Origin of the sequence: Streptomyces yangpuensis, from assembly GCF_001005295.1 — a bacterium.
Classification (GTDB): domain Bacteria; phylum Actinomycetota; class Actinomycetes; order Streptomycetales; family Streptomycetaceae; genus Streptomyces; species Streptomyces yangpuensis.
In genome coordinates, this window is sequence record NZ_LBMK01000002.1 from 1,407,170 (window position 1) to 1,433,222 (window position 26,053).

Sequence of the window (26,053 nt, forward strand, 5' to 3'; positions counted from 1 at the left end):
TGCTCGTGCTCGTGCTCGGCGTCGTGATGCAGGTGTTCTCCACGGTGTTCCCCCGGGGTCCGGCTGTCTCAGGCTGTCGTTGGGCTCAGGGAGGCGGGACCGTACTTGGCCGCCGGCGCATCGGTCAGGAGCGCCCAGTACCGGTCCCCGTACGACCAGTGCCACCACTCGGTCGGGTAGTTGACGAACCCGGCGGCGGTCATGGCCCGGCCCATCGCCGCACGGTTGGCCCGGGCTTCGGCGCCGACGTTGGGCGCGGCGGTGCGGCAGCCCCCCTCGCTCTCCTCGGGGGTGGCGTTGACCTCCGTGCCGAGCGGCAGTTCGGCACCGTCGGCGGTGCACAGCGTCAGATCCACCGCACCGCCGCTGACGTGCGGGGCGACCTCCGGGGGCGAGATGTACGCGCTGGCCAGCTCGCGGATCCGGTCCGGTCCGGCGTCCGGATGCGCCGTGCGCAGCGTCGCTGCGTACTCGTCGAAGTAGCGGCGCTGCAGCGCGGGCGGCCGGAAGCCCTCCACCACCAGCAGGCGGATACCCGCGGGCAGTGCCTCCTGTGCGAGCAGGAGCCGGCGCAGCACGTCCGCCCGCAGATGTGCATACGAGCCGTCGTGGTCGGTCTGCCGCCTGTCGACCCGTAGTGCGGCGACCCCCCGGGCGTCGACCAGGGGTTCACCGTTCTCGGTGACACGCGTGGCGGCGACCCGGGGGTCCGAGAGCAGGATGATGTCCGTCACGCTCACAGCGTCGAGGCGGACGGTGCAGGATCGATGCAGATCCTCTGCAGGACCCCTGCACCGCCTGCACCGCCGGGAACGGGCCACCCGCATCGCCGGACCGGACGGGTTTCGGTCACCCCTGCGCCACATCTGGCATCCGTGAAACCGGAGGCCCGGTGCCGGACGTACACCTCAATGGGGGCCGACGCGTTGTCCCCGGATGCGGAACGTGAAATCGGGGGACGCGGTGGACGTTTGCCTTCTGGGTCCGGTCGAGGTGTTGAGCGGGGGACACCGGATCGCGCTGAAGGGTGCCAAGCCGACCGCGATCCTCGCGGCCCTCGTCGTCCATCTCGGAGAGGTGCTGTCCGCCGAGCGGCTGGTCGATCTGGTCTGGGAGGAGGAGCCGCCCGCCACCGCGCGGGCGCTCGTCGCCTCGCACGTCTCCGGGCTGCGCCGGGCCCTGGCCGGTACGGAGGGCGCGGAGGCCATCCGTACCCGCACCCCGGGTTACGTCGCCGAGTTCCCGCCCGCCGCCGTGGATGTCCGTCGTTTCGAGAAGGCGTTCGCGGCCGGCCGGAGGGCGGCCGTCGAAGGGCGGGCCGAGGAGGCCGTCGAGACCCTGCAGGCGGCGTCGCGGCTGTGGCGCGGCCGGGACGCACTGGAAGGGCTCGGCCAGTCCTTCGCCCGGGTGGAGGCCCTGCGGCTGACGGAACTCCGCCTGGAGGCGCAGGAGTTCCGCTTCTCCGCCGAACTTGACCTGGACCGCCGTACGGATCTCGTCTCCGAACTCGTCGCCCATGTCGCCGCCCACCCGCTCAGGGAGCGCCCGCGCGGCCTGCTGATGACCGCCCTGTTCCGCACCGGCCGGATGCCCGACGCGTTGCGCTGCTACGACGAGGGGCGCCGGCTGCTCCGTACGGAACTGGGCGCGGACCCCGGCCCGGAACTGCGCGCGCTGCACGAGGCCCTGCTCCGGACGGACACCACGGTGCTGGGAGCGCCGGCCGCCCGAAGGCCCGCGCCCGCCGGGAAGAGACCCCAGCCCGCACCGGCCGCGGCTGCCCCGCGCCCGGACGAGGACACCCCGGCAACCCGCCGTGCCGAGCGGCCCCACGACGGCGCCGGTCATCCGGTTCCCACCCAACTCCCGCCCGACGCATCCGACTTCATAGGCCGCACCGAACAGACGGCCTGGGCGACCGCCCTGCTGGAGAACGTGCGCAACCCGCTGCGCACCGCGCCGCCCATCGGGGTGATCTCCGGCCGGTCGGGCACCGGCAAGACCGCCCTGGCCGTCCACGTGGGCCATCGCACCGCCGCGCTCTTCCCCGACGGACAGCTCTTCGTGGACCTGCGCGCCTCGGACTCCGAGCCGGTACGGACCGTGGACGCCCTGGCCAGACTGCTGCGTGCCCTCGGGGTCGACCCGCAGACCCCGGCGCGCGACGAGGACCTCCTCGGGCTGTACCGCACGCACATCGCGCGCCGCCGGGTCCTGCTCGTCCTCGACAACGCTGTCAGCGAGGCCCTGCTGCGCCCGCTGCTCCCGCCGGGCGGCGGCTCGGCCGTGCTGATCACCGCCCGCCGCCGGCTCGTCGCGCTGGAGGGCGCCGCCCACCTCGATCTGGGGGTGCCGTCCGAAACGGAGGCGCTCGACCTGCTGGCCCGCGTGGCCGGTCCGACGCGGCCCGCGCTGGATCCCGACCGGGCCGCCGAGATCGTCGCGCTGTGCGGCCGGCTGCCGCTCGCCGTCCGGATCGCCGGTGCCCGTCTCGCCGCCCGGCCCCACTGGACACCGGCGCGGCTCGTGTCGCGCCTGGGGGACGAGCACCGTCGGCTGGACGAGCTGCAGGCCGGCGACCTGGAGGTGCGCGCGAGCCTCGGCATGGGCTATGCGGACCTGGACGAGCAGGAGCAGCGCGCCCTGCGCCGTCTGGCCCTGATGGATCTGCCCGACTTCGCCGCGTGGGTCGCCGGGCCGCTCCTGGAGGTGAGCGAGGACGACGCGGAGGACGCGGTCGAACAACTCGTGGACTGCCACTTCGTGGAGGTCGTGGGCACCGACGAGACGGGCAGAACGCGCTACCGGATCCACGACCTGGCGCGCGAGTACGCCCGGGAGCGCTGCCTGTCCGACGAGCCCCGGGAGGACCGGGAGACGGCGGTGCGCAGACTGGTCGGCCGCTGGCTGACCATGGCCCGCATCGCGGCCGCCCACGGCCCGGGCGGCGCGTCACGGCTCCTCCCCGTCCCCGCCACGGACGGGCCGGCAAAGGCCTCGGGCGGGCCGGCACGGACATCGGGCGAGCCGGTCCCGCCGGCGGACGTACCGGCCCACCTGACGGACGAGCCGGCCGCGTGGTTCGCCGCCGAGCAGCCGTGCCTGCTGGCCGCCGTCATCCACTGCGCGGACCACGGAATGTTCGACGCCGCCCGCGAACTCGCCGCCACCCTCATGGCCGCCTCCGCGGCCCTCTACAACCAGTTCGACGCCTGGTCCCGTTCCCACGACGCGGCCCTGGCGGCGGTACGCCGGGGCGGGGACGTCGAGGGCGAGGCCTGGCTGCTGAACGGCCTGGGCCAACTCCGCCTGGAGCAGGACCGCTTCGACGAGGCCTACGCGTTCTTCGCCCGCGCGCTGCGCCTGTTCGAGGAGCGGTCCGTACGCACCGGCTGCGCGGGCGCGCGGGCCGGCATGGGCGCCGCCCGCCGCGAACAGGCCCGCTTCGACGAGGCGCTGCCCCTGCTGACCTCGGCGCTCGAACAGTACCGGGAGCCGGAGGACATCTCGTCCATGGCCCATGTGCTGTACGGCATCGGATACATCCACCGGGAGCAGGGCCGCGACGACGAGGCGTGGGAGGCGCTCTCCGACGCCCACCGCCTGTACGTCACCGCCCGGGACCGGCACGGTGAGGCGCTCGCGCTGCGCTCACTGGGCCTGTGCCACCGGGCGCGGGGTGACATGGCCGGTGCGGAGGCCCTGCTGCGGGAGTCCCTCGCGATCTTCGAGGAGACGGACGACGCCTACGGCGTCATGTACGCGAGCCTGTCGCTGGCCAAGGCCGAGTTCCGGCAGGGCCGGATGACCGAGCCCCGGCAGCGGCTCGGCCGGTGCCTGGAGATCACCCGCAAGCGTCAGGACATGTTCGGCGAGGCCCTCGTCCTGCGCACCCTCGGCGAGTGGCATCTCGCCGCGTCCGAGTGGGAGGCGGCGACCGAGACCCTGCGACAGTCCCTCGGGCTGTGGGACAAGCTGCAGCTGCCGCTGTGGCGTGCCCGCACCCTGCGGGACCTGGCCCGTGCCGCACGGGCCCAGGGCGGGACCGGCACGGCCCGAGAGTGCGAACAGGAGGCGTACGAGGTCTTCCGCCGGCTCGGCACCCGCGAGGCCCTGGAACCCCCGGAGCCGGGTGGCGCTCCGGAACGCTGAGGCAGCCACCGCAGACGTCGGTGCAGAGAGAAAACGCGTGGACCCCCCCGGCGCCCGTACGGGACACTCCGACTCCTGTCCTGCTGGTCCGACAACACAGGGTTTGGGATGGGTTCGCCAAAACCGCACGAAAACATGCCGAGCAGGGGTTCGGTTCTCCTCGCACTTCGCTACTACGGACGGGAACTGGCGCGTCTGCGCCGGTTCACCGGTCCGGCCATGCTGCTCCCGGCGCTGGGCAACATCGGCATCTTCTACATCGCGCCACTGATCGTCGCGAAACTGGTCGGCCGGGTCGCCGGGGGCGGCTCCGCCGGCGTCGACGCCATGCTGCCCTACGTCCTCGGCTTCGCCGGGGTGCTGCTGCTCGGCGAGACGCTCTGGCGGATCGGGCTGCACTGCCTGAACCGCCTCGACGCCCACGGCGTCGAGCACCTCTACATCATCGGCATGGACGAACTCTTCGCGAAGGACGCGGCGTTCTTCCACGACAACTTCGCCGGGTCGCTGACCAAGCGGGTCCTGAGCTTCGCCTCCCGCTTCGAGGAGTTCGTCGACACGCTGGCCTTCTCGGTCATGGGCAGCTTCGTACCGCTGCTCTTCGCGTCGGTGGTGCTGTGGCAGTACGACCCGCTGCTCGTGGCCGGCCTCCTGACGCTGATCACCCTGACGGCGGTGTGCGTCACGCCCCTCATCCGCCGCCGCCAGATCCTCGTCGCCCGGCGCGAGGAGGCGATCGCCCGGGTCTCGGGTCACGTCGCCGACAGCCTGATGAACATGGACACGGTCCGGGCGTTCGCCGCCGAGGACCGTGAGGCGGCCGAACACCGGTCGCGGGTCGCGCAGTCGCGGCGGCTGATGCTGCGTTCGTGGGACTACGGCAACCTGCGCATCGACACGCTGGTCGCGCCTCTGTCGGTACTGACCAACGTGCTGGGCCTGGTGCTCGCCGTCGCCCTCGGCGCGGGGGAGCACGGGGTGGAGGCGATCATCGTCGCTTTCACCTACTACGCCAACGCGACCCGCATCATGTTCGAGTTCAACCAGATCTACCGCCGTCTGGAGAGCTCGATGACGGAGGCCGCGCAGTTTACCGAACTGCTGCTGCAGCCGCCCACGGTGCTCGACCCGGAGACGCCGGAACCGCTGCGGACCGAGGGCTCGGGCGTCCGGTTCGAACAGGTGAACTTCACCCACGGTGGAGGGCGGCCGCTCTTCGAGGGGCTGGAACTGGACGTGCCCAGCGGGTCGAAGATCGGTCTCGTGGGCCGCTCCGGCGGCGGCAAGACCACCCTCACCCGGCTGCTGCTGCGGATGACGGACGTGGACGGCGGCCGGATCCTGATCGGGGGTCAGGACATCAGCCGCCTGAGCCAGGCGGACCTGCGCAGCCGGCTCGCCTACGTCCCGCAGGACCCGGCGATGTTCCACCGCACGCTGCGGGACAACATCGCGTTCGCCCGGCCGGGCGCCACCGAGGCCGAGATCCGGCGGGCTGCGGAGGCCGCGCACGTCACCGAGTTCGCCGACGCCCTCCCGGACGGATTCGACACCATGGTGGGTGAACGCGGCGTCAAACTGTCCGGCGGGCAGCGCCAGCGGGTCGCCCTCGCCCGGGCCGTCCTGCGCGACGCGCCGATCCTGCTGCTCGACGAGGCGACCAGTGCGCTGGACTCCGAGAGCGAGATCCTCGTCCAGGAGGCGCTGTGGCGGCTCATGGAGGGCCGGACGGCCCTGGTGGTGGCGCACCGGCTGAGCACGGTGGCGGGCATGGACCGGCTGGTCGTCCTCGACCGCGGCCGGATCGTGGAACAGGGCTCGCACCAGGAGCTCCTCGCCGCCGAGGGCGCGTACGCGAAGCTGTGGAAGCACCAGTCGGGAGGCTTCCTGCACGACAGCGACAGCGACAGCGACAGCGACACCGGCAGCGACACGGGTGTCCTGCGGAACCAGGCGATGAACAGTGCATAGTTTGTCCCGATGTGAGTGTCGAAGCTGAAGGTCGAGAGCTCCCGGGACGGCGGCGGCTGGCCCGCGCGGTGCTGACGGGCGTGGCCGCCGTCGGGGCCGGGCTGGTCGCCGGCTCCTCCCGCGTGCCCATGGCCACGCCGCCCGGGGGAGGGGCCGGATCGCGGCCGACCACCCCCGAAGCGGCGCTCCGCGAACTGGTGACGGGGAACGGGCGCTGGCGGACCTACCACGAGCGGCACCCCGACCAGACGCGGACCGTGCGCCGCACACTGGTCGCCGGCCAGCACCCCTTCGCCGTCGTCCTCGGCTGCGTCGACTCCCGGGTCCCGCCGGAGCTGGTCTTCGACCAGGGCCTCGGCGATCTGCTGACCGTGCGCTCGGCGGGCGAGGTCCTGGACGAGGCGGTCCTCGGGAGCATCGCCTACGGGGTCCTGGAGCTGCGCATCCCGCTTGTCGTGATCCTGGGGCACCAGTCGTGCGGGGCCGTCGGCGCGGCCGTGCGGGCGGCCGAGGGCGGGCCGCCCCTCCCGGGGCACATGCAGTACCTGGTCGACCAGATCCGCCCCGCCATCGACCGCGGGCTGCGGGGAGCCGCGCGGATCGACGCCGCGATCACCGCGAACGTACGGCTGGTACGGGGGAGGCTGGCCGCGGAGCCCGAGATGGCCGCCCGGGTCGCCGCGGGGACGCTGGCCGTGGTGTGCGCCCGGTACGAACTCACCAGCCAGCGGGTGCGGCTGGTGCGCTGAGCGCACGCCGGCGTACGAATGCCCGTGCGTCAGCGCGGTGCGCGCCGGACCGCACGTCCGGGTGATCATTTACGGGCGGGGCGGCTTTCGGCGTCCGAGGCACCCGGGGGCCGGGAGAGTTGCCCCATGATCATCGACTCTTCCCCGATGCCCGACCCCGACCCCGGCGCCGGCAGCGACCCCGACCCCGGCGCCGGCAGCGACCCCGGCGCCGGCGCCGGCTCCGGGCCCGCGGCGGACCCCGCCCGCCGGCCTTCCCGTCGCACGGTCATCGCAGGCGCCGGAGCGGCCGTGGCCGCGGGAGCCGGCGCCCTCACCGTCGCCACCGCGTCCGCCGGCACCCCGCAGGCGCCGTCCGGATCCGCGCGCCCCGACTGGGAGACCTGCCTCACCGTCGCGCGGGCCGTCCTCGTACGGGGTGACGACGACGAGCCCCTGGTGCCCGGTTACGCGGACATCCTCCTCAGGAACGGCCTGCCGCGCTCCCGCATGCCCCGCCGGAAGGTACTGGTCGTCGGCGCCGGGCCGGCCGGCCTGACCGCCGCCCACCTGCTGCGCGGGGCCGGGCACGAGGTCACCGTCATCGAGGCCAACGGCAACCGCGTCGGCGGCCGGATCAAGACCTTCCGCACCGGCGGGCACGAGAAGTCCCCCGCCGCCTTCGCCGACCCCAAGCAGTACGCCGAGGCCGGCGCCATGCGGATCCCCGACAGCCACCCCCTGGTCACCGGCCTGATCGACAGCCTCGGCCTGAAGCGCAGGCGCTTCCACCTCGTCGACGTCGACGGCTCAGGCCGTCCCGCGTACCGCACCTGGATCTTCGTCAACGGCGTCCGCGTCCGCCGCGCCGACTACGCGCGCGCCCCGCAGACCCTGAACCGCTCCTTCGGGGTGCCGGCGGCGTACGAGGGGATCCCCGCCGCGCAGATCGTCCGGAACGCCTTCGCCCCCGTGCGCAGGGAGATCGAGGGCAGGAAGGACAAGGCGCTCGTGGAGGGCTGGGCCCGCATCATCCAGCGCTACGGCCACATGTCGATGTACCGCTACCTCACCGAGGAGGCGAAGCTCGACGAGCGCACCATCGACCTGATCGGAACCGTCGAGAACCTCACCTCCCGGCTCCATCTCGCCTTCGTGCACAGCTTCATCGGGGCCTCGCTCATCAGCCCCGACACCGCCTTCTTCGAACTGCCCGGCGGCACCGCCACCCTGGCCGACGCACTCTACGCCCGCGTCGAGGACATCGTGCGGCTCGACCGCCGCGCCACCCGGATCACCCACGGGGAGGGCAGGGTCACCGTCGACACCGTCTCCGAGGGCCGCGGCGGCCGCCCCGTGCAGCGGGAGACCTTCACCGCCGACGCCGCGATCATCACCGTCCCCTTCTCCGGACTGCGCCACATCCCGGTCACCCCCGCGCTCTCCTACGGCAAGCGGCGCGCGATCACCGAACTGCACTACGACGCGGCCACCAAGGTGCTGCTGGAGTTCAGCCGACGCTGGTGGGAGTTCGACGAGGCCGACTGGAAGCGCGAACTGGAGGCCGTACGGCCCGGCCTGTACCGCGCCTACCAGCTCGGGCGGACCCCGGAGGACGGCGCGCTGCTGGGCGCGCACTCCTCCGTACCGCGCAGCGGGATCTCCGGCGCGCAGCGGGCGCACTACGCGGCCTGCCGAAGCCTCGGCCGCGACCAGCCCGAAGCCGCCAAAGTCATCGGCGGCGGCTCGGCCACCGACAACCCCAACCGCTTCATGTTCCAGCCCTCCCACCCCGTCGAGGGCAGCCCGGGCGGGGTCGTGCTCGCCTCCTACAGCTGGTCGGACGACGCCCTGAAGTGGGACTCCCTCGACGACGACGAGCGTTACCCGCGTGCGCTCGCGGGCGTCCAGGAGGTGTTCGGGCAGCGGATCGAGGTGTTCTACACCGGCGTCGGCCGTACCCAGTCCTGGATGCGGGACCCGTACGCCTACGGCGAGGCCTCCGTACTGCTGCCGGGCCAGCACACCGAACTCTTCCCGCACGTGCGCGGCGCCGAGGGGAACCTGCACTTCGCCGGCTGTCACACCTCCGTCAAGCCGGCGTGGATCGAGGGCGCCCTGGAGTCCGCGGTGCGCACCGCGCTGGAGGTCCACACCTCGGGGTGAGCACGGGCCCGGCCGGCCCGGGCCCGCGTCTCAGCTCTCGGCGAGCACGATCACCCAGTCGTGCTCGCCGAAGCGGACCCGCTGCCGCTTGTCGGGATTGAGCCGCACCCCGTAGGCGGGGGCGGTGCCGGCCTCCGCCCGCAGGCGGTAGCCGACCGCGCACTCCCGGCGGCGGCGCGCCGACTCGACCAGCGTGGCGAACGCGACCTCCCGGTCGGTCCCGACGTAGTCCGCCACGGGCCTCAGGTAGAACTCGCTGCCCTCCGCCCTGAACAACTCCTCGAAGACGGCGGCGAGATGTCCGCTCTCCGAGATCTGTGTCATCAGCAGGCTGATCAGGCGGCCGCTGACGATGAAGTCGGCGCCGGCCCGCGCAGGGGCGAGCAGGCGGTTGGCGTCGTCCGACATCTCGGTGGTGAGCGGGAGTTCGCGGCCCGCGGCCTCCCCGATGGCCCGCAGGTGCAGCAGCGTCACCAGCGTCCGGTCGTCGTCCGTGCCGCTCCCGGACTCCGGGGCGAAGGCGGGCGGGACCGTGTCGGGCGGCGTGGCCGGGGCGGTGCTCTCGCGGCCCGTCTCCCCGATCACGATCACGCTGTCGTACCCGGGCACGTCCAGCTTGGCGAGGACGTCCGGGTCGGTGATGTCCCCGCAGTGGAAGGCCACGTCGAGACGGCTGCGGGCCGCCGCGACCTCGGCGGCGGCCCGCAGTGTCGACTCGTCTCCGAGGGCCACGACGTCCAGGGTGGTGCCGGCGCTGACGAACTCGTCGAGCTGCTCGACGACGAGCGGGGCGCGCCGGTTCCAGCCGAGGAGGAGCAGGCGTTCGGCGAAGCGGGGCCGGGGGCGGGCGGTGACGATCGCGTCCTCGTCGACCCAGGGGCCCGCCGGCTCCGGCACGGCCGTGTCGTCGTCCTCGGAGACCAGGACGATCAGGTCGCCCGCGCCGATCTCCGTACCGGGGTCCGGATTGAGCGCGACACGGCCGTCGGGATGCAGGAGGCCGACCACCGAGGACGTGGTGAACGCCAGGAGGGACTCGCCGAAGGTGCGGCCGGTGAGCCCCGCGGCGGCCGCGGTGTAGAACTCGTCCCCGGCGAAGTCCAGCAGGTCCTGGTAGACGAGGGAGAGTCCGGGCTGCCGGGCGGTCTGGACGAGGAGCCGGGCGATGATCTCGTCGGCGCACAGCACGTGCCCGCCGGGTCCGGCCGCCAGCCGGGCCGTGAGGTGGTTGCGGGTGTCGCGGACCGCGGCGACCACCACCGCTTCGCGCGGGCGGGGGAGCGCGGCGTCCAGGGCGAGCAGGGTCTTCACGACGTGCGCGTCGCCGCGGTCTCCGTCGGGCGGCAGCACGAGGACCGCCTTCGCCGTCTGCGGGCTCACCCGGGCCAGTACCGTCGGGTCGGTGGTGGGGCCGCTGCGGCAGATGATCCGTGTGGCGCCCGCGCCCGCGCCCGTCCGGGTTCCCGTGTCGTCGAGGCCCGTGGTGATCTCGTCCTCCATGTCCACCTTGTCCTTGGGGGCGAGGACGGCGATGGCGGACCGGCGCTGGTTGGCGTTGGCCCTGGCGAGCTCGGCCACCACCGGGAAGATCTGGTCGGACCAGCCCAGGACGACGGTGTGCCCCGCCTCCAGCACCGTGGAGTGCCCGCGCCGCAGCGACATGAGGCGCTGGTTGATACCGGTGGTGATCAGACTGACCAGCGTCGACACGAACAGCAGGGCGACCAGGGCGAGCGTCACCGAGGCCAGCACGTACAGGGGCGAGCCGACCGCGCCCCCGAGCTTGAGGGTCTGCCCGACGCTGACCCATACGGCCGTGAGCCGCCCCGGCAGGGTCGTCGGGGCGGCCCGGTCGGCCCAGACGAGCACCGCGCTCGCCGGGACCACGACGGCCAGGCAGCCGAGTGCCAGCCATCCGATGAGCGGGGCGGTTCCGCCCGCCACCAGGGTGTCGAAGCGGTACCGCAGGCGCAGCCGCAGGGACGTCGTGTGCTGCTGTGCCATGTGTACTCCCTCGTCGCCCGCGCTGCTAACCCGCGGGAGCCCCGGCGGTTACGGCCTGAACGGCCCTGCGCGCGCCCGTCCACGGGACCGGGCGGCCCGTGCGAGCGAGCGTGAGCGGGGCTGGTCCGAGCGGGCGGTCAGGGGCGCAGGGCGGCGATGACCTCGTCGGTGGTGCTCACCTTGCCGATGCGCGGGAAGATCTTGCCGAAGGTGTGGGCGTGGGAATCGGGGTCGGTGTCGGCGGTGGCGTCCTCGGGGAAGACCAGGTCGTAGCTGAGCTCCCACGCCGTACGGGCGGTGGACTCGACCCCGACGCTGGTGGAGATGCCGGCCAGGACGATGCGGTGGATGCCGCGCCGCCGCAGCTGCAGGTCCAGCTCGGTGCCGGTGAAGGCGCCCCAGTGGCGCTTGGTGACGACCACGTCCCCGAGGGCGGCCAGCTCGGCGGGGATCTCGGAGAACGCGGCGGGCGGGGCGGCGGCCGGACCGGGGCGGTCCACGTTCGCGGTGGGGAGGTCACCGCCGTCCGGCGACCAGGCCACCTTGACCAGCACCACGGGCAGCCGCCGCGCGCGGAACGCCTCGGCGAGCGCGACGCCCCGCCCCAGGACCTCGGGGGCGGGCCGGGTGGTGGGCAGGGCCAGGATGCCGGACTGCAGGTCGATGAGGACCAGGGCGGTGTCCTCGCCGAGGACGAGGCCGTTCGGGTCGGCGGGCATGTGCTCTCCTTCGGAGCCGGGTGCGGTGGGGTCACCCCGGGCGCTCGGTCAGAGAGGAAAGCCTGTCAGACGGGGCCGGGCGCACCCCGGCTGCGCTCCCGCATGTCGCGCACCACGTCGCGCACGACGTCGAGGACCCGGCAGGACCCGGCGGGACCTGCGAACCCCCTAGAATGCGAACATGAGTACGAATATGGGGGAGGACCGCCCCCTCCTGTCGACGGCGCTGACCGGGGCAGAACTGCTGCGCTGGTACTGGACCCTGGCCGAACTGACCGTACTGGCACGGCAGATGGGCGTACCGGTCCGGGGCGGGAAGGCCGCAGTCACCGCCCGCCTCGCCGCCGCGCTCGACGGCCTGCCCGTGCCGGGGCCCCCGGCGCCCGCCACGCCCCGCCGTGCGGCGGGACGCCGGCTCGCCGCACCCGTCGACGGCACGACGGTGATCCCGCAGGGGCAGCGCTGCAGCCAGGTGCTGCGGGAGTACTTCGTCCGCGAGATCGGCCCCGGCTTCCACTTCGACGCCTTCATGCGCGAGTACATCGCCGGACACGCGGGACACACCCTCGCCGAGGCAGTGGAGCACTGGCACGCGACCCGGGCCCGGGCGGCCGAACCCCGAGAGGTCGGAGCCCAGTTCGAGTTCAACCGCTTCCTGCGCGACTGGTACGCCCGGCACCCCGGCGGCGCCCGCCCGGACGCCCTGGCCGCCTGGCGCACCCACCGGTCCCGGCCCCGCGACGCACGGCACCGGACCCCGCTCCCTGATCCGGCCTGACCGACAGGACACCCCCTGGGGGCGCCCGGGCCGTCGCCCGGCGTCGCGGACATACTGATCGCCGTGAAGACCGTATCCGAGACCGACACCCACGACCCTTCCGCCGACGACTCCGTCCTGTTCCGCGTCGAGGGGCGGACCGGCGTGGTCACCCTCAACCGGCCCCGGGCCCTCAACGCCCTCACCCACCCCATGGTGCTCCGGATCGCCGAGGCCCTCGACGGGTGGGCGGACGACCCCGCCGTGGAGCAGGTCCTCATCCGCGGATCCGGCGAGCGCGGGCTGTGCGCGGGCGGCGACATCCGGGCCATCCACGACGACGCCAAGGCCGGGAACACCGCCTCGGCCGGCTTCTGGCGCGACGAGTACCGGCTCAACGCGCGCATCGCCCGCTACCCCAAGCCCTACGTCGCCCTCATGGACGGCATCGTCATGGGCGGCGGCGTCGGCGTCTCCTCCCACGGCAGCGTCCGCGTCGTCACCGAACGCTCCCGCGTCGCCATGCCGGAGACCGGCATCGGCTTCGTCCCCGACGTCGGCGGGACCTGGCTCCTCGGCCGCGCCCCCGGCCGGCTCGGCACCCATCTCGCCCTCACGGGCACCTCCGTGGGCGCAGCGGACGCGCTGCTGTGCGGGCTCGCCGACCACTTCGTACCCGCCGAACGCCTCCCGGAGCTGACCGCCGCGCTCGCCGGGGCCCCCGCCCAGGAGGTGCTGCCGCGGTACGCCGCCACGCCCGCCCCCGGGGTGCTCGCGGGCCGGCGCTCCTGGATCGACCACTGCTACGCGGCCGACACGGTCGAGGAGATCGTGGAACGGCTGCTCGGCCAGGGCGAGCCGGAGGCGAAGGAGGCCGCCGAGACGATCCTGGCCAAGTCCCCGACCGCGCTGAAGACCACCCTCGCCGCCGTGCGCCGGGCCGCGGCCCTCGGCACACTGGAACAGGCGCTGGCCCAGGAGTTCAGGGTTTCCTGCAACGCCCTCACCTCGCCCGATCTGGTAGAGGGCATCCGGGCACAGGTCGTCGACAAGGACCGCGCCCCCCGCTGGTCCCCGCCGACGCTCGCCGAGGTCACCGAGGCCGACGTGGAACGCTTCTTCGCCCCGCTCGGCGAGGACCGCGAACTGCACCTGCCGTAGCCCTCCCGGGGACGGGCGAGAGGGGCGGCCCCGGCCGGCACGGGCCCGCCCGCGGAGAGCGCGGCGGGCGCCGCCCCGCACCGCCCTATGCGTTGCTGCCCACGTACTCGCGCAGGTGGCGGGCGGTCAGGGTGTCCCCGTCGGCCACCAGGGCCGCCGGGGTGCCCTCGAAGACGACCTGGCCGCCGGAGTGCCCGCCGCCGGGACCGATGTCGATCAGCCAGTCGGCGTGCGCCATCACCGCCTGGTGGTGCTCGATGACGATCACCGAGTTGCCGTCGTCGACGAGCCGGTCCAGCAGGGCCAGCAGCTTGTCGACATCGGCCATGTGCAGTCCGGTCGTCGGCTCGTCCAGGATGTAGGTGGAGGACTTCTCCGCCATGCTGATCGCGAGCTTCAGCCGCTGCCGCTCACCGCCCGACAGGGTGTTGAGCGGCTGGCCGAGCCGTACGTACGACAGGCCCACGTCGGCCAGTCGCCCGAGGACGGTCCGGGCCTGGCCGGTGGCGAAGAACTCGTGCGCCTCCGCCACCGGCATGTTCAGCACCTCGCTGATGTTCTTGCCGCGCAGCCGGTACGTCAGCACCTCGGTGGTGAAGCGCCTGCCCTCGCACTCCTCGCACACCGTGGCCACCCCGGCCATCATCGCCAGGTCCGTGTAGACGAGCCCGAGACCGTTGCACTTCGGGCAGGCTCCTTCCGAATTCGCGCTGAACAGCGCCGCCTTGACGCCGTTGGCCTTGGCGAAGGCGGTCCGGATCGGCCCCAGCAGTCCGGTGTAGGTGGCCGGGTTGGACCGCCGTGAGCCGCGGATCGGCGACTGGTCGGCCACCACCACCCCTTCGCGCCCGGCCAGGTAGCCGTGGATCAGGGAGCTCTTGCCGGAGCCGGCGACGCCGGTCACCACGGTCAGCACGCCGAGCGGCACGTCCACGCTGACGTCCTTGAGGTTGTGCAGGTCGGCGCCCTTCACCGACAGGTGGCCGCGCGGGCCGCGCACCGACTCCTTCAGGCGCGCCCGGTGTCCGAGATGGCGTCCGGTGAGGGTGCCGGAGGTGCGCAGACCGGTCACGTCCCCGCTGTAGCAGAGCTGTCCGCCCGCCGTGCCCGCGCCCGGGCCGAGGTCGACGACGTGGTCGGCTATGGCGATGACCTCGGGCTTGTGCTCCACGACCAGCACGGTGTTGCCCTTGTCGCGCAGCCGCAGCAGGAGGTCGTTCATCCGCTGGATGTCGTGCGGGTGCAGGCCGGTGGTCGGCTCGTCGAAGACGTAGGTGACGTCGGTGAGGGAAGAGCCGAGGTGCCGCACCATCTTCACGCGCTGGGCCTCGCCGCCGGACAGCGTGCCGGAGGGGCGGTCCAGGCTGAGGTAGCCCAGGCCGATCTCGACGAGGGAGTCGAGCAGGCCCCGGAGGTTGGCCAGCATCGGCGCCACCGAGGGGTCCTCGATCCGGCGTACGAATCCGGCCAGTTCGCTGATCTGCATCGACGCGCACTCGGCGATGTTCACGCCGTGGATGCGCGAGGACAGCGCGGCCGCCGAGAGGCGGGCACCGCCGCAGTCCGGGCAGGCGGTAAAGATCACCGCGCGGTCCACGAAGGCCCGGATGTGCGGCTGCATGGACTCGCGGTCCTTGGCCAGGTAAAGGCGGGTGATCTTGGTGATCAGACCCTCGTAGGTGAAGCCGTTCGAGCCCGACTTCACCTTCACCGAGCCCTTGTGGAGGAAGTCGGCCCACTCCTGCTCGGTGAAGTCCTTGAGCTTGGTGTCGGGGGAGTAGAAGCCGGAGTTCGCCATGTTCTGCCAGTACCAGGAGTCCACGGCGAAGCCGGGGACGGTGATCGCGCCCTCGTTGAGCGAGAGTTCGCGGTCGACGAGCTGGTCCACGTCGATGTCGGAGACCTCGCCGACACCCTCGCAGCGGGGGCACATCCCCTCGGGGTTGTTGAAGCTGAACGCGCTGGACGTGCCGATGTGGGGCGTACCGACACGGGAGTAGATGATGCGCAGCATGGTGTAGGCGTCGGTGGCGGTCCCCACGGTGGAGCGGGAACCCGCGCCCATCCGCTCCTGGTCGACCACGATGGCGGCGCTGAGGTTGTGCAGCCCGTCCACGTCCGGCCGGCCGAGGGCCGGCATGAAGGACTGGACGAAGGCGGTGTACGTCTCGTTGATCATCCGCTGTGACTCGGCTGCGATGGTGCCGAAGACGAGGGAGGACTTCCCGGATCCGGAGACACCGGTGAAGACCGTCAGACGACGCTTGGGGATGTCCAGCGAGATGTCGGCGAGGTTGTTCTCGCGGGCTCCTCGTACCTGGATGACCTGGTGGTTGTCGGCGGCGATGTGCACGGAACTCCTCGAGGTGCGGCGTCTCGGCTTACTCTCTGCGCTTTACTCTATACGCTGTACTCTGTACGGTGTAGTCAATTAATGGCGAATGCTCGGAGGTCGCGGCATGGTGAAGGACCGGAGCGGGGCGGGCGACCCCGTCCGCACGCTGGAGCTGCTGTGGCGCGAGCCGGGGCAGCCGCCGCACGCCGGGCGGCGCGGCCCGCGGCAGGGCCTCAGCGTGGACGCCGTCGTGCGGGCCGCGACCGTCCTCGCCGACGAGGAGGGGCTGGCCGCGCTGACCATGCGGGCCCTGGCGCAACGCCTCGGCGTGACCCCGATGACCGTCTACACGTACGTCCCCGGCAAGGCCGAGCTGCTCGACCTGATGCTCGACGACGCGTACCTGCACATGGAGCGCCGGCCGGCCGGCCAGGACGAACCCTGGCAGGTCCGCGTCACCCGGATCGCCGAGGACAACCGGGACCTGATGCTGCGCCCCCCCTGGATCGCGGACCTGGCCGTCCCCCGCCCGCCGCTGGGCCCCGGAGTGATCGGGAAGTACGAGTACGAACTGGCGGCCTTCGACGGCATCGGCCTCACCGACACCGAGATGGACGCCGCCCTCACGCACCTGCTCGGCTTCGTGCACGCCAACGCGCTGGCCGCCGCCGACGACGCCGACCACAACCGCCGCCAGAGCCAGGAGGACTGGTGGGCCGTCAGCGCCCCGCTGCTGGAACGCGCCCTGGACCCGGACCGCTACCCGCTCGCCGGCCGCGTCGGCGCCGCGGTCGGCGGCTACCACCCCGGAACGATCTGGACCTTCGGCCTCCAGTGCGTGCTGGACGGCCTCACCCACCGCCTCGCCGCCCGCGCCACCCCCTTCTAGTGCCGTGACCCGGTGAACCTTTCCGGTCACAGCACTAGCGGTAGCCGGTGGGGTCGGCCGGGTGGCCGGGGTCCTGGACTTCGACCAGGTAGCGCCAGGCGTCGGGGCGGCTGCCGTCCAGGTCCGTGAAGCCGTAGACCTGAGCCAGCCGGCCGCTGGAGAGGGACCGGCCGTTCCAGCGGGAGACCTCCGGGTCCGCGGCGAGGGCCGCGACCGCGCGGCCCACGTACGCCGGGGTCTCGGAGATCGCGAAGTGCGGCACCGTGGTCAGCGCGTCCCGCCAGTTCTCCTCCGTCACACCGAAGGCGTCGAGCATCATCTCCGAGCGCAGCCAGCCCGGGGTCAGCGCCACGGCCGTGGCCCCGCGCGGGCCCAGCTCGTGCCCGAGCGCGAAGGCCATCCGCAGCACCGCCGACTTGGCGATGTCGTAGAAGAAGGAGACCCGGTAGCGGGTCGCGTTGTAGTCGGCGGTGCCGTCCGTCATCTCCACCACCAGACCGCCCGGCTCGCGCAGCAGCAGCGGCAGCGCGCAATGGCTCGTGATGGCGTGCGTGTCCACCGCCAGCCGCAGCAGCCGCAGCCCCTTGTCCAGGTCGTGTTCCCAGACCGTGCTGTCCCACTCGAAGAGCAGCTCACCGCCCCAGATGTCGTTCACCAGGACGTCCAGCCGGCCCTGTTCCGAGTCGATCCGCCCGACCAGCGCCTCTACCTCCGCCGGCACCAGATGGTCGGCGACCACCGCGATCCCCCGGCCACCCGCAGCGGTGACCAGCTCGGCGGTCTCCTCGATCGTCTCGGGCCGGTCGTACTCCGACCGCCGGCCCCGCGTGCTGCGCCCCGACACGTACACGGTCGCGCCCTGCGCGCCCAACTCCACCGCGATGCCCCGCCCCGCGCCGCGCGTCGCCCCCGCGACGAGGGCCACCCTGCCTTCGAGAGTCATACGCCGACCCTACGACGGTTCGCCCGCAGCCCGCAGCCCGCAGCCCGCAGCCCGCCGGACACGGCGACCGCCGGCCCGAACCGGGGGCGGGTCCGGCCAGAACCAGGTGACGGTGAGCGGGAAGCGGGCCGTGACGGTCGCGCGGGGGCGGTCCGTCAGCCCAGGGTGAGCGGGCGCTCCGGCGCCAGGTGAGCGGCGATCGCGTGGAGCACGTTCGAGCTGGCGTTCTGGATGGTGCTGCCGAGGCCCTGGGTCGCCACCGTCGCGATGGCGAGCTTCCGGGACGGCAGATAGGCGACCGTGCCCGCGTAGCCCGCGAACGACGGGTTCTGGACGATCCAGGTGTTCTCCACCGGCAGCCCCAGGGCGAACCAGGCGTTGTCCTTGATCTTGACGACGGGCGTGACCTGGAGCTTGTGCGACTCGGGTGTCAGCAGCTTCCCCTCGCCGATCGCGGTGAAGGACTTCGCCATGTCCTCCAGCGTCGCGGTCATCACCGCCCCCTCCGCCACCGTCCACGACGGATTCCAGTACGTGGAGTCCTCGAACACGCCCCGCTCGTTGTCGAAGCCGTGCAGCACCGGCGCGGGGATCTCGGCCCTGGACGAGATGGAGGTATGGGTCAGGCCCATCGGTTCGAGGACGTTCTCGCGCATCACCTCGCCCAGGGGCCGCCGCTCCACCCGCGAGATGATGTCGCCCAGGAGCACCCAGTTGGCGTGCGAGTAGGCGAATCCCGAACCGGGCGGCCGGGCCATGGGACGGGAGACCGCGATCCGCACCAGCTCCTCCCCGGTCCAGTGCCGGAAGGGGTCCTTGTAGAGGGCGGCGATGAAGGCCTTGTCCGTGACGTAGTCCGCGTACCCGGAGGAGGCGGACGCCAGCATCTTCAGCGTGATCGCGTCCGCGTGCGGGAGGTCCGGGCGCCAGCGCGAGAGCTTGTCGTCGAGCGTGACCCTGCCCTGATCGACCAGCTTGAGCAGCTCGGTCGTCATGTAGGGGATCGCCACCGAACCGATGCGGAACCGCATGTCCGTCGTCGCGGGGAAGCCCGTCATCGTCTCCCCGGCCGCGGCGGCCGTGACGCGTTCGCCGTCGACCCACACCCCGGCCATCGCCGCGGTGAGCTTGTACTTCGCCAGCGCCTGCGTCACCTGCCGCGCGGTGAATTCCTCCGTGTCACCCGGCAGGCACGTGCCGCCCTTCGAGATCTGGCCCGCCGGGCACTGCCGCGCGGCGCTCCGGGCGTCCGCGGAGGGATGGCCGCCCGCGAGCGTGGAACCCAGCAGCAGGGCGCCCAGACAGGTGAGGGCGAAGGTCCTGGGGTGGCGCACGGCGTGCCTCCATGCGGGTCGAAAGGCGAAGTCCCCCGCCTCGCGAGGGCAGGCCTCGTCCCGGCAGGCTAACCAGCGGCCCCACCCGTCGCACGCGGGAGACGTTCCACGGGTGACACCGATGACGGCCGCCCGCCTACGCCGCCATTCCGCCACCCGCCGCTGCCCCGGCGCCGGCGCCGGGGCTCAGCCCAGCGCCCGGACGTTCACCCGCACCGTGTGCCACCCCGTCGCCCCGTCCGGCACGGTGCCGCGGCGGACCCCCGTCTGGACGGTGCCCGAACCGTCCGTGGCGCGGACCTCAAGGGTGTGCGGTCCGGCGGTCGCCTCCCAGAGCCACACCCACTGCCGCCATGTGTCCACGCCGTCCGCGTCACCGAGCCGCGCCTCCTGCCACGGGCCGCCGTCCACCCGTACCTCGACCCGCCGGATGCCCCGGTGCTGCGCCCACGCCACCCCCGCCACGGCCACCCGGCCCGGCCGCAGGGCCGCGTACGGGCGCGGTGTGTCGATCCTCGACTGGGTCTTGACGGGGGCCTGCTGCGCCCAGGACCTGCGCACCCAGTAGGCGTCGTACGCGGCGAAGGTCGTCAGCCGCAGCTCGGCGAGCCATTTGCAGGCGGAGACGTAGCCGTACAGCCCCGGTACGACCATCCGGACGGGGAAGCCGTGCGCGAAGGGGAGCGGTTCACCGTTCATGCCGACGGCCAGCAGCGCCGCCCGGCCGTCCATGACCGTCTCGACGGGGGTGCCCAGCGTCATGCCGTCGACGGACCGGGCCACGAGCTGGTCGGCCGGGCCGCCCCGGGACGGCGGCCGCACCCCGGCCTCGCGGAGCAGGTCCGCGAGAGGTACACCGAGCCAGCGGGCGTTGCCCGCGTACGGGCCCCCGACCTCGTTCGACACGCAGGTCAGGGTGATGTCGTGCTCGACCAGCGGGCGGGCGAGCAGCTCCCGCAGGCCGAGACTGAGGGGCTGCGGCACCCCCTCGCCGTGGATGCGCAGCCGCCAGGTCCCGGCGTCCACCCGGGGCACGACCAGGGCGGTGTCCACCCGGTAGAAGTCCCGGACGGGGGTGAGGAAGGGGGAGAGCCCGGGCACCCGCAGGTCCGCGCCGGACGGCACCGGCGGCGCGGGGACGGCGGGCCGGGGAAGGACGAGACCGGCCCGGGAGGCGGTCGCTCCGGCCGAGCCGTGGGCGCTCAGGCGCCGGCCGGCCAGACCGGCGGCGGACGACACCGCCAGCACGCCGACGACCAGCCGGCCGAATCCGCGCCGGTCCATCGCCCAGGCACCCCCGGGCGGCGACCCGGCGGGCCGGGGCCGCCCGGCCACCGTGACCAGCAGCCCCAGCACCGCGGCCGCGGTCAGGCCGCCGGCGAGCGACGGCAGCGCGTCCTGCCAGGACGCCTCCGGCCGGCTGAGCGCGGCCACCGCCCCCAGCAGCCCGAACCCGCCCGCGACCGCGGTCCCCGCGGCCGGGCGGCGTACGGCGAGCAGCCCGGCCCCGGCGGCGACCGCGGTCAGCACGACGAGGATGCCGAGCGTCAGTACCGCCTTGTCGGCGGTGCCGAACAGGCCGATGGCCCACTCCCGGACGGCCACCGGCGTCAGGTCGACGGCCGCCGCGCCGACGGCGGTGACCGGGGAGGACTCGGGCCGGACCGCGGCCGTGACCAGCTCCGCCACCGCCAGCCCGGCGACTGCGGCGGCGATTGCGCAGACGGCACCCACCGCTCGCCGCGGCCTCCCGGAACCGCTCGGGTCTGCCCTCACACCGCCAGTGTGCCCCGCGCCCCCGGGCGGTGCGTCGTCGCCTCGGGGCGCGGCGCCGGTCAGTGCATGGGCGACGGCGGCACCCAGCGCCCGGTGCGCGGCGGCTTCACCCCGTAGTCGCTCTTCAGCTCCGCGGGGATGGCGTGGTGCATCACCCGGCCCCGGGTGAGGGAGGCCAGCTCGAAGCCGGAGAGCAGCGAGCCCGCCTTGTCGAGGGCCCACTCCGCGTACGGGCTGCTGTCCTCGATCGTCTCCAGCAGCCCCAGGAACACCGGCACCGCCTTGGCCGCCGTGTCCCAGGCGGTGCGCGGGATCTCCAGCCAGTCGCCGATGGTGTCGCCGACGAGGAACCGGACGGTGGCGGGGACCATCGGGTCGAAGAAGGTGCCCGGGACCACGTCCTCGTACATGCGCATCAGCTGGGCGTTGAGGCGGACGCCCTCGGGGGAGGGGCCGAGGTTGCGCAGGAGGTAGAGGTCGCAGTAGTCGCGGGCCTCGGTGAGGCTCTCCGGTACGGCCGACATGTCGCAGCCGAGCATGGCGCCCACGACACGCCAGGCGTAGAAGTAGGCCTCGGCGCCTTCCTCGCTCATGTGGATGCCGAGCCGGTGCATGGCGTCCAGGACCAGCAGGGAGAAGCAGATCTGACCTCCGATCATGTCCTCCTGGCAGATCGGCACTCCGTCCTTCTCGACGTCCCAGTGGCCGCCGTGGCGCAGGTGGTGGCGGACCGCCGCGTGCAGCAGCCGGACCTTCTGCGCGGCGGGGATGAACTTGCTGCCCTCCGCGAAGGAGTTGGTCTGCATCAGGTAAGTGACGAACTGCCCGGTGTTGGCCATCCGCCGGGAGGGGTACGCCATGGAGTGCGTCGAGGCCAGCAGGCGGGAGAGCCGGGGGATGGCGTAGGTCGCGGGCATGGCCGCGAAGGACAGGCCGGTGTTGATGTGGGCGGCGTTGTCCATGAAGAACAGCCTGGCCTGTTCCATCACGTCCCAGTCCACCCAGCTCGGGGGCATGGACGTGGCCTCGAAGTAGGCGCGTGCGGAGGCCGGGAGCTGCTCGGGGAGCTTGTCACCGGTGGTGGTGAAGAACCGCATGAGGGTGTTGAGGTCGCCGACCTCCCCGCGGCGGAACATCTCGGCGACGGTCTCGTCGGCGAGCGGATCACCCTGCGTGCTCAGGGCGTCGAGGGCGGCGTGGTCGTAACGGGCATGCGCGGGTGCGGTCTTGGTGGCGTTGGCGTTCACGGCGGTCGTCCTTGTCGTGTCTTGGGGTGCGGGCGGCCGGCCCGGGGCCGGACGGGCCGGGGCGGCCGCATGGGCTGGCGCGGCTACAGGGAGCGGTCGGCGGCCGTCGCGGCCAGCCCGCTCAGCGCGGACCGGGCCTCCGCGGGCAGCGCGGCGAGCTCCAGGGCGGCCCCGGCCCGGCCGATGCGTTCACGGATCATGTCCTCGACCTGCTGTCTGGCCCCGCACCGCTCCATCAGCTCGCGGACCGAGGAGGCCTCCTCCTCGCCCAGCTCCGGGTTCCCGACCAGCTTCGCCAGCAGCCGGCGCTCGTCCGGCCCGGCGGCCGCCACGGTCAGCGCGAGCAGCGCCGTGGGCTTGGCGTCCCGCAGGTCGTCCAGGTTGGACTTGCCGGTCCGTGCGGGGTCGCCGAAGGTCCCGAGCAGGTCGTCGCGCAGCTGGAATGCCTCCCCGAGCGGGAGGCCGTAGCCGGAGAAGGCGTCCAGCAGGGCGCGGGAGCCGCCGCCGAGGGTGGCGCCCAGGTGCAGCGGCCGCTCCACCGTGTACTTGGCCGTCTTGAAGCGGGCGACCTCCAGGGACTCCGCCACCAGCGGTGTCCGGTCGGCTCTCGCCTCGGTGCGCAGCACCTCCAGGAACTCGCCCGCCATCGTCTCGCGGAGCAGGGTGGACCACAGGGGGACGGTCCGGGCCAGGTAGGCCCCGGGCAGCCCGCAGGAGGTGAAGACGTGCCCGGCGTACCCCATCAGCAGGTCGCCGAGGATCATGGCGAGGGCGGTGGAGCGCTGCCCGTTCGCGGCGAAGGCGGCGTGCGCGGTGAGCTGCCCGTGCCGCATCCGGCTGTCGTCGATGATGTCGTCGTGGGTGCAGGCCGCCGCGTGGACGAGTTCCATCGCGGCCGCGGCCCGGATCACCCCCTCACAGTCCGGCTGGCCCGCCGCCCGCCACCCCCAGTACAGGAACGCGGCCCGGATCCGCTTGCCGCACGCCAGGGACCGGCGTAACTGCTGCGAGAGCGGGCTGAGTTCGGCGTGCAGGCCGAGCAGGGCCCGCTCCTCCTCGTCGGCCAGCCGGACCAGCACCTCGTCGATGCGCTCCTTGAAGCCGGTGTGGTCATGCACAGGGCCGTCCCTCGGAGGTGTGCTGTGCCGCGGCGCGCCGGGCCATGGTCTCCAGGTAGTTCTCCTCGCCCATGCCCGCCCGGCGGGTGGCGAGTTGACCGCGCTTGCGCAGCTCCACCACACCGTCGGTGAGCAGTTCGCGCAGGTCGGCCCGGCGCAGCGCGTCCTGTGCGCGGTCCGCGGTCTGCCGCAGCTGGTCGAGGGCCAGGTCGGCCACTCCCGCGGCGAGCAGCGTCAGCAGTTCCAGGGACGCGGCGGCGGAGCCGGCCCCCGGGGACCGCTCCTGCCGTTCCTGTTCCCGCTGGCAGGTGGGCTGGTCGTGTTCGGTCTGGGACATGCTCGGTGCACTCCTGGTCGCGTCGCGCCGCATGGCATCGCCAAGGGGCGGCCACCGGATCGCTCCGGTGGCCGCCCCTTGTCTCTTCCGGGCCAGTCAACCCAGTGCCGTTCCCGTGCGGCCATCCGCGGCCGGTGATCTCCCCCGCACGAGCACCGACTTTCCACCGCGAGGGTGATCGTCCCCGCGAGGGGCGATCCCCGCCGCCACCGGTGGTGTAGGCCGCGCCCCGGTCAGCGGGCGGGTGCCGCCGGGAGGGCCGCCGCGACCGCCGTGGCCAGCCGGTACGGGTCCCCGCTCGGCCGGTCCGGGTGCCGGGTGGTCCGCCGGGCCCACTCCTCCTCGAAGGCGTGCCAGTCGATCTCCCGCGGGGCGGTCCCGCGGACCAGCGCCTCGTCCAGCGCGGCGAAGTGGGCGCTCCACCGCCGGGCGTACAACTCCGAGATCAGGCCGCTCCATTCGCGGTTCGCGTAGTCGTGCAGGAAGCCGCCCTCGCTGGTGCTGCGCCGGCCCCACACGCTCAGCAGCGAGCGGGCGTCGTACTCGTACCGGTCCTGCTCGGCCCGGTCGGCGCCCCAGGACCGGGCCCGGGACAGCCAGGTGCCGAGGAGGAGGTTCGGGTCGGCTCCGGTCACCTGGTCCAACAGCCGCATCCCGTCCTGCCATTCGGCCGTCAGCGCGCGGAACCGGGCCAGGTCCTTCGCCTCGTAGGCCGCCTTGATCCTCGGCAGCAGGACCCGCGAGTGGTTGGCGAGGGCCTGCCGGGCGGTGTCCACGAGGTCGAAGCGGTAGGCGCTGGAGCCGCGCAGCGCCGGGTCCACCTTCAGGAGGTGGTCCAGCGCCCGGCGCACCGAACCGGCCGGATAGCGCATCGACTTGGGACTCCAGTACGCGGCCCCCGCCGCGGACAGGCTGGGCCGGGCGCTGAACAGGCTGTCCTGGGACTCCGACCACAGCCCCGAGGAGGTGCTGTACGGCCCCTTGCGGAGCTCCTCCCAGGCCGCGGCCGCCTCGGCGTCGGGCCGGCCGTAGCGGCGGGCCGCGAAACCGGCGAACCAGGCGCGCTGGTCGATCGGCCCGGGATCCCAGGCGAGGTCGGTGAAGAGGTCGAACGCCGCCGGGTTGGTCCCCGTGGCCTCCGGCAGGTAGGCGATGCCCGCGAGCGCGCTGTTGCTCTTCGCTCGCCAGGGGCCGAAGCGTTCGAGCCACACCGAGGTGTTCGCGCCGATCGTCGTGTGCCCGCCGAAGTTGTAGATGGTGCCCATCGCGTACGGGGTGCCGCCCCAGCGGGTCTCGCGGTCCAGCCGGTTGTACCGGTCGGACAGTCCGTCCAGGATCAGCAGCTTCGAGGTGTCCACCCCGGCCAGCAGTTCCGCGGTCGGGTCGTCCTGCCAGCCCAGTACGGCCCACAGCGCGCCGGGGTGGGCGGCGTGCAGGGCGTCCTGGACGGCGCCCGCCGCCGCGCGGACGTCGACGGACCCGGTCTGCCCGCCCTCGTGCAGCGGGCTCATCCGGTACATCGTGCTGTCCCCGAACACCGCGCGCTGTTCCGCGTAGTAGGCGGCGGCCAGCTTCGCGAAGACCGGGGAGGCGGGATCCAGCCAGTCGGGGCGGTCGAAGCCCGCCCAGTCGCCCTGCGCGACCGTGGCCGCCCCCGGGTTGCGGGTGGCGAAGCCGGGCGGCACGGTGCCGAAGTAGCCGGGCAGCACCGGCGTCATGCCGAGCCCGCGCAGCTGGTCGGCGATCCGCCCGCCGAGCTCGGCGCGTTCGCGCATCAGCCGTTCGGAGACCGGGCCGCCGAAGCCGCTGAGGTTCTGCAGCAGCCACCAGCTCTGGTGACCGGGGCCGGGGATCCACTGCCGCAGCTCCTCGGCGGAGTACCCGAACCGCTGGAGCGCCTGGTGGTAGGGGTACTCCGCCCCGACCTGCACGAACACCTCGTTGATGCCGTGCAGGGCGAGCAGGTCGATCTGCCGCTGGTGCTCCTCGAAGGTGCGGTACGGGCCCGAGTACCCGTCGTCGGTGTCGTTGAGCGCGTACCGGTGCGGGACCTGGGCGCTGCGGGTGACCGGTGCCGGTACGGCCGGCAGCCGGGCGGGCAGCATGCCGATGCTGTCGCCGGGCCAGCCGATGTCGGCCCCGGCGACGTGCTGGAGGTACCAGCCGACGCCCGTGAGCAGGGTGGCACCGGTGCTGCCGCGCACGGTGACCGCGCCGGCGGTCCCGGACACCGTGAAGGTGTCGGCCCCGGTGGCCGGGTCGGGCACCAGGGTGAACTGCCCGGCGTGCCGCGGGAGCAGCCGCTGCAGGGCGGCCCGCGCGGGTGCGGTGTCGAAGGTCGCGGCGCGGGGCGGGCCGGGGTCCGCGGACATCCGTTCCAGGGGCCGTACGGCGGCGGGTGCGGGCGACCCCGCGC

Annotated in this window: 18 protein-coding genes; 7 read left to right on the plus strand and 11 right to left on the minus strand. The window is 73.3% G+C overall.

Annotated features, from left to right (window positions below; all coding sequences use genetic code 11):
* Positions 1–68 precede the first annotated feature (68 nt).
* On the minus strand, positions 69–734 hold the full coding sequence (locus AAT21_RS11585) for a M15 family metallopeptidase (protein WP_046777265.1): 666 nt from the start codon (positions 732–734) through the stop codon (positions 69–71).
* 259 nt (positions 735–993) lie between these two features.
* Here AAT21_RS11585 and AAT21_RS11590 point away from each other — a divergent pair, with 259 nt between their 5' ends.
* The 4 genes from AAT21_RS11590 (at position 994) to AAT21_RS11605 (ending at position 9,017) form a co-directional block, all read left to right on the plus strand.
* On the plus strand, positions 994–4,152 hold the full coding sequence (locus AAT21_RS11590) for an AfsR/SARP family transcriptional regulator (protein ID WP_235438828.1): 3,159 nt from the start codon (positions 994–996) through the stop codon (positions 4,150–4,152).
* Positions 4,153–4,287: 135 nt separating this feature from the next.
* Complete coding sequence (locus AAT21_RS11595) at positions 4,288–6,123, plus strand: ABC transporter ATP-binding protein (protein ID WP_235438745.1); 1,836 nt, start codon at positions 4,288–4,290, stop codon at positions 6,121–6,123.
* 11 nt (positions 6,124–6,134) lie between these two features.
* On the plus strand, positions 6,135–6,872 hold the full coding sequence (locus tag AAT21_RS11600; protein ID WP_235438746.1) for a carbonic anhydrase: 738 nt from the start codon (positions 6,135–6,137) through the stop codon (positions 6,870–6,872).
* A gap of 126 nt (positions 6,873–6,998) precedes the next feature.
* Complete coding sequence (locus AAT21_RS11605; protein ID WP_235438747.1) at positions 6,999–9,017, plus strand: flavin monoamine oxidase family protein; 2,019 nt, start codon at positions 6,999–7,001, stop codon at positions 9,015–9,017.
* Positions 9,018–9,047: 30 nt separating this feature from the next.
* Here the strand turns inward: AAT21_RS11605 and AAT21_RS11610 are convergent, their stop codons facing one another.
* Positions 9,048–11,021, minus strand: a complete 1,974-nt coding sequence (locus AAT21_RS11610; protein WP_046776552.1) for a CASTOR/POLLUX-related putative ion channel — start codon at positions 11,019–11,021, stop codon at positions 9,048–9,050.
* A 137-nt stretch (positions 11,022–11,158) separates the two neighbouring features.
* A complete protein-coding gene (locus AAT21_RS11615) occupies positions 11,159–11,740 on the minus strand; it encodes a hydrolase (RefSeq protein WP_046776553.1) in 582 nt (193 codons plus the stop codon).
* Between the two features lie 181 nt (positions 11,741–11,921).
* Here AAT21_RS11615 and AAT21_RS11620 point away from each other — a divergent pair, with 181 nt between their 5' ends.
* Both AAT21_RS11620 and AAT21_RS11625 read left to right on the plus strand, forming a co-directional pair.
* Positions 11,922–12,518, plus strand: coding sequence for a DUF6434 domain-containing protein (locus tag AAT21_RS11620; protein ID WP_046776554.1), 597 nt, complete (start codon positions 11,922–11,924; stop codon positions 12,516–12,518).
* Between the two features lie 63 nt (positions 12,519–12,581).
* The gene (locus AAT21_RS11625; RefSeq protein ID WP_046776555.1) at positions 12,582–13,658 is read left to right on the plus strand and encodes an enoyl-CoA hydratase/isomerase family protein; all 1,077 of its coding nucleotides are present in this window, start codon (positions 12,582–12,584) and stop codon (positions 13,656–13,658) included.
* A gap of 85 nt (positions 13,659–13,743) precedes the next feature.
* On the opposite strand, the gene AAT21_RS11630 is transcribed toward AAT21_RS11625, so the two are convergent.
* Complete coding sequence (locus tag AAT21_RS11630; protein ID WP_200904374.1) at positions 13,744–16,011, minus strand: ATP-binding cassette domain-containing protein; 2,268 nt, start codon at positions 16,009–16,011, stop codon at positions 13,744–13,746.
* A 106-nt stretch (positions 16,012–16,117) separates the two neighbouring features.
* On the opposite strand from AAT21_RS11630, the gene AAT21_RS11635 reads away from it, so the two are divergent.
* Positions 16,118–16,882, plus strand: a complete 765-nt coding sequence (locus AAT21_RS11635) for a TetR/AcrR family transcriptional regulator (protein WP_046776556.1) — start codon at positions 16,118–16,120, stop codon at positions 16,880–16,882.
* 34 nt (positions 16,883–16,916) lie between these two features.
* On the opposite strand, the gene AAT21_RS11640 is transcribed toward AAT21_RS11635, so the two are convergent.
* The 7 genes from AAT21_RS11640 to AAT21_RS11670 all read right to left on the minus strand — a co-directional run.
* Positions 16,917–17,825 (minus strand): SDR family oxidoreductase, encoded by a 909-nt coding sequence (locus tag AAT21_RS11640; RefSeq protein ID WP_046776557.1) that lies wholly within the window; start codon positions 17,823–17,825, stop codon positions 16,917–16,919.
* A gap of 155 nt (positions 17,826–17,980) precedes the next feature.
* Complete coding sequence (locus tag AAT21_RS11645; RefSeq protein ID WP_052757714.1) at positions 17,981–19,159, minus strand: serine hydrolase domain-containing protein; 1,179 nt, start codon at positions 19,157–19,159, stop codon at positions 17,981–17,983.
* 186 nt (positions 19,160–19,345) lie between these two features.
* Positions 19,346–20,935, minus strand: coding sequence for a molybdopterin-dependent oxidoreductase (locus AAT21_RS11650; RefSeq protein WP_412180308.1), 1,590 nt, complete (start codon positions 20,933–20,935; stop codon positions 19,346–19,348).
* A gap of 59 nt (positions 20,936–20,994) precedes the next feature.
* Complete coding sequence (locus tag AAT21_RS11655; protein ID WP_046776559.1) at positions 20,995–22,182, minus strand: oxygenase MpaB family protein; 1,188 nt, start codon at positions 22,180–22,182, stop codon at positions 20,995–20,997.
* An 83-nt stretch (positions 22,183–22,265) separates the two neighbouring features.
* Positions 22,266–23,300: a polyprenyl synthetase family protein gene (locus AAT21_RS11660; RefSeq protein ID WP_046776560.1), complete on the minus strand. Its 1,035-nt coding sequence runs from the start codon at positions 23,298–23,300 to the stop codon at positions 22,266–22,268.
* Complete coding sequence (locus tag AAT21_RS11665) at positions 23,293–23,637, minus strand: hypothetical protein (RefSeq protein WP_052757715.1); 345 nt, start codon at positions 23,635–23,637, stop codon at positions 23,293–23,295. Before AAT21_RS11665 ends, AAT21_RS11660 begins: the two co-directional genes overlap by 8 nt.
* 233 nt (positions 23,638–23,870) lie before the next feature.
* Positions 23,871–26,053: alpha-N-acetylglucosaminidase (locus AAT21_RS11670; protein WP_235438748.1), on the minus strand; the 2,183-nt coding region annotated here is incomplete at its 5' end.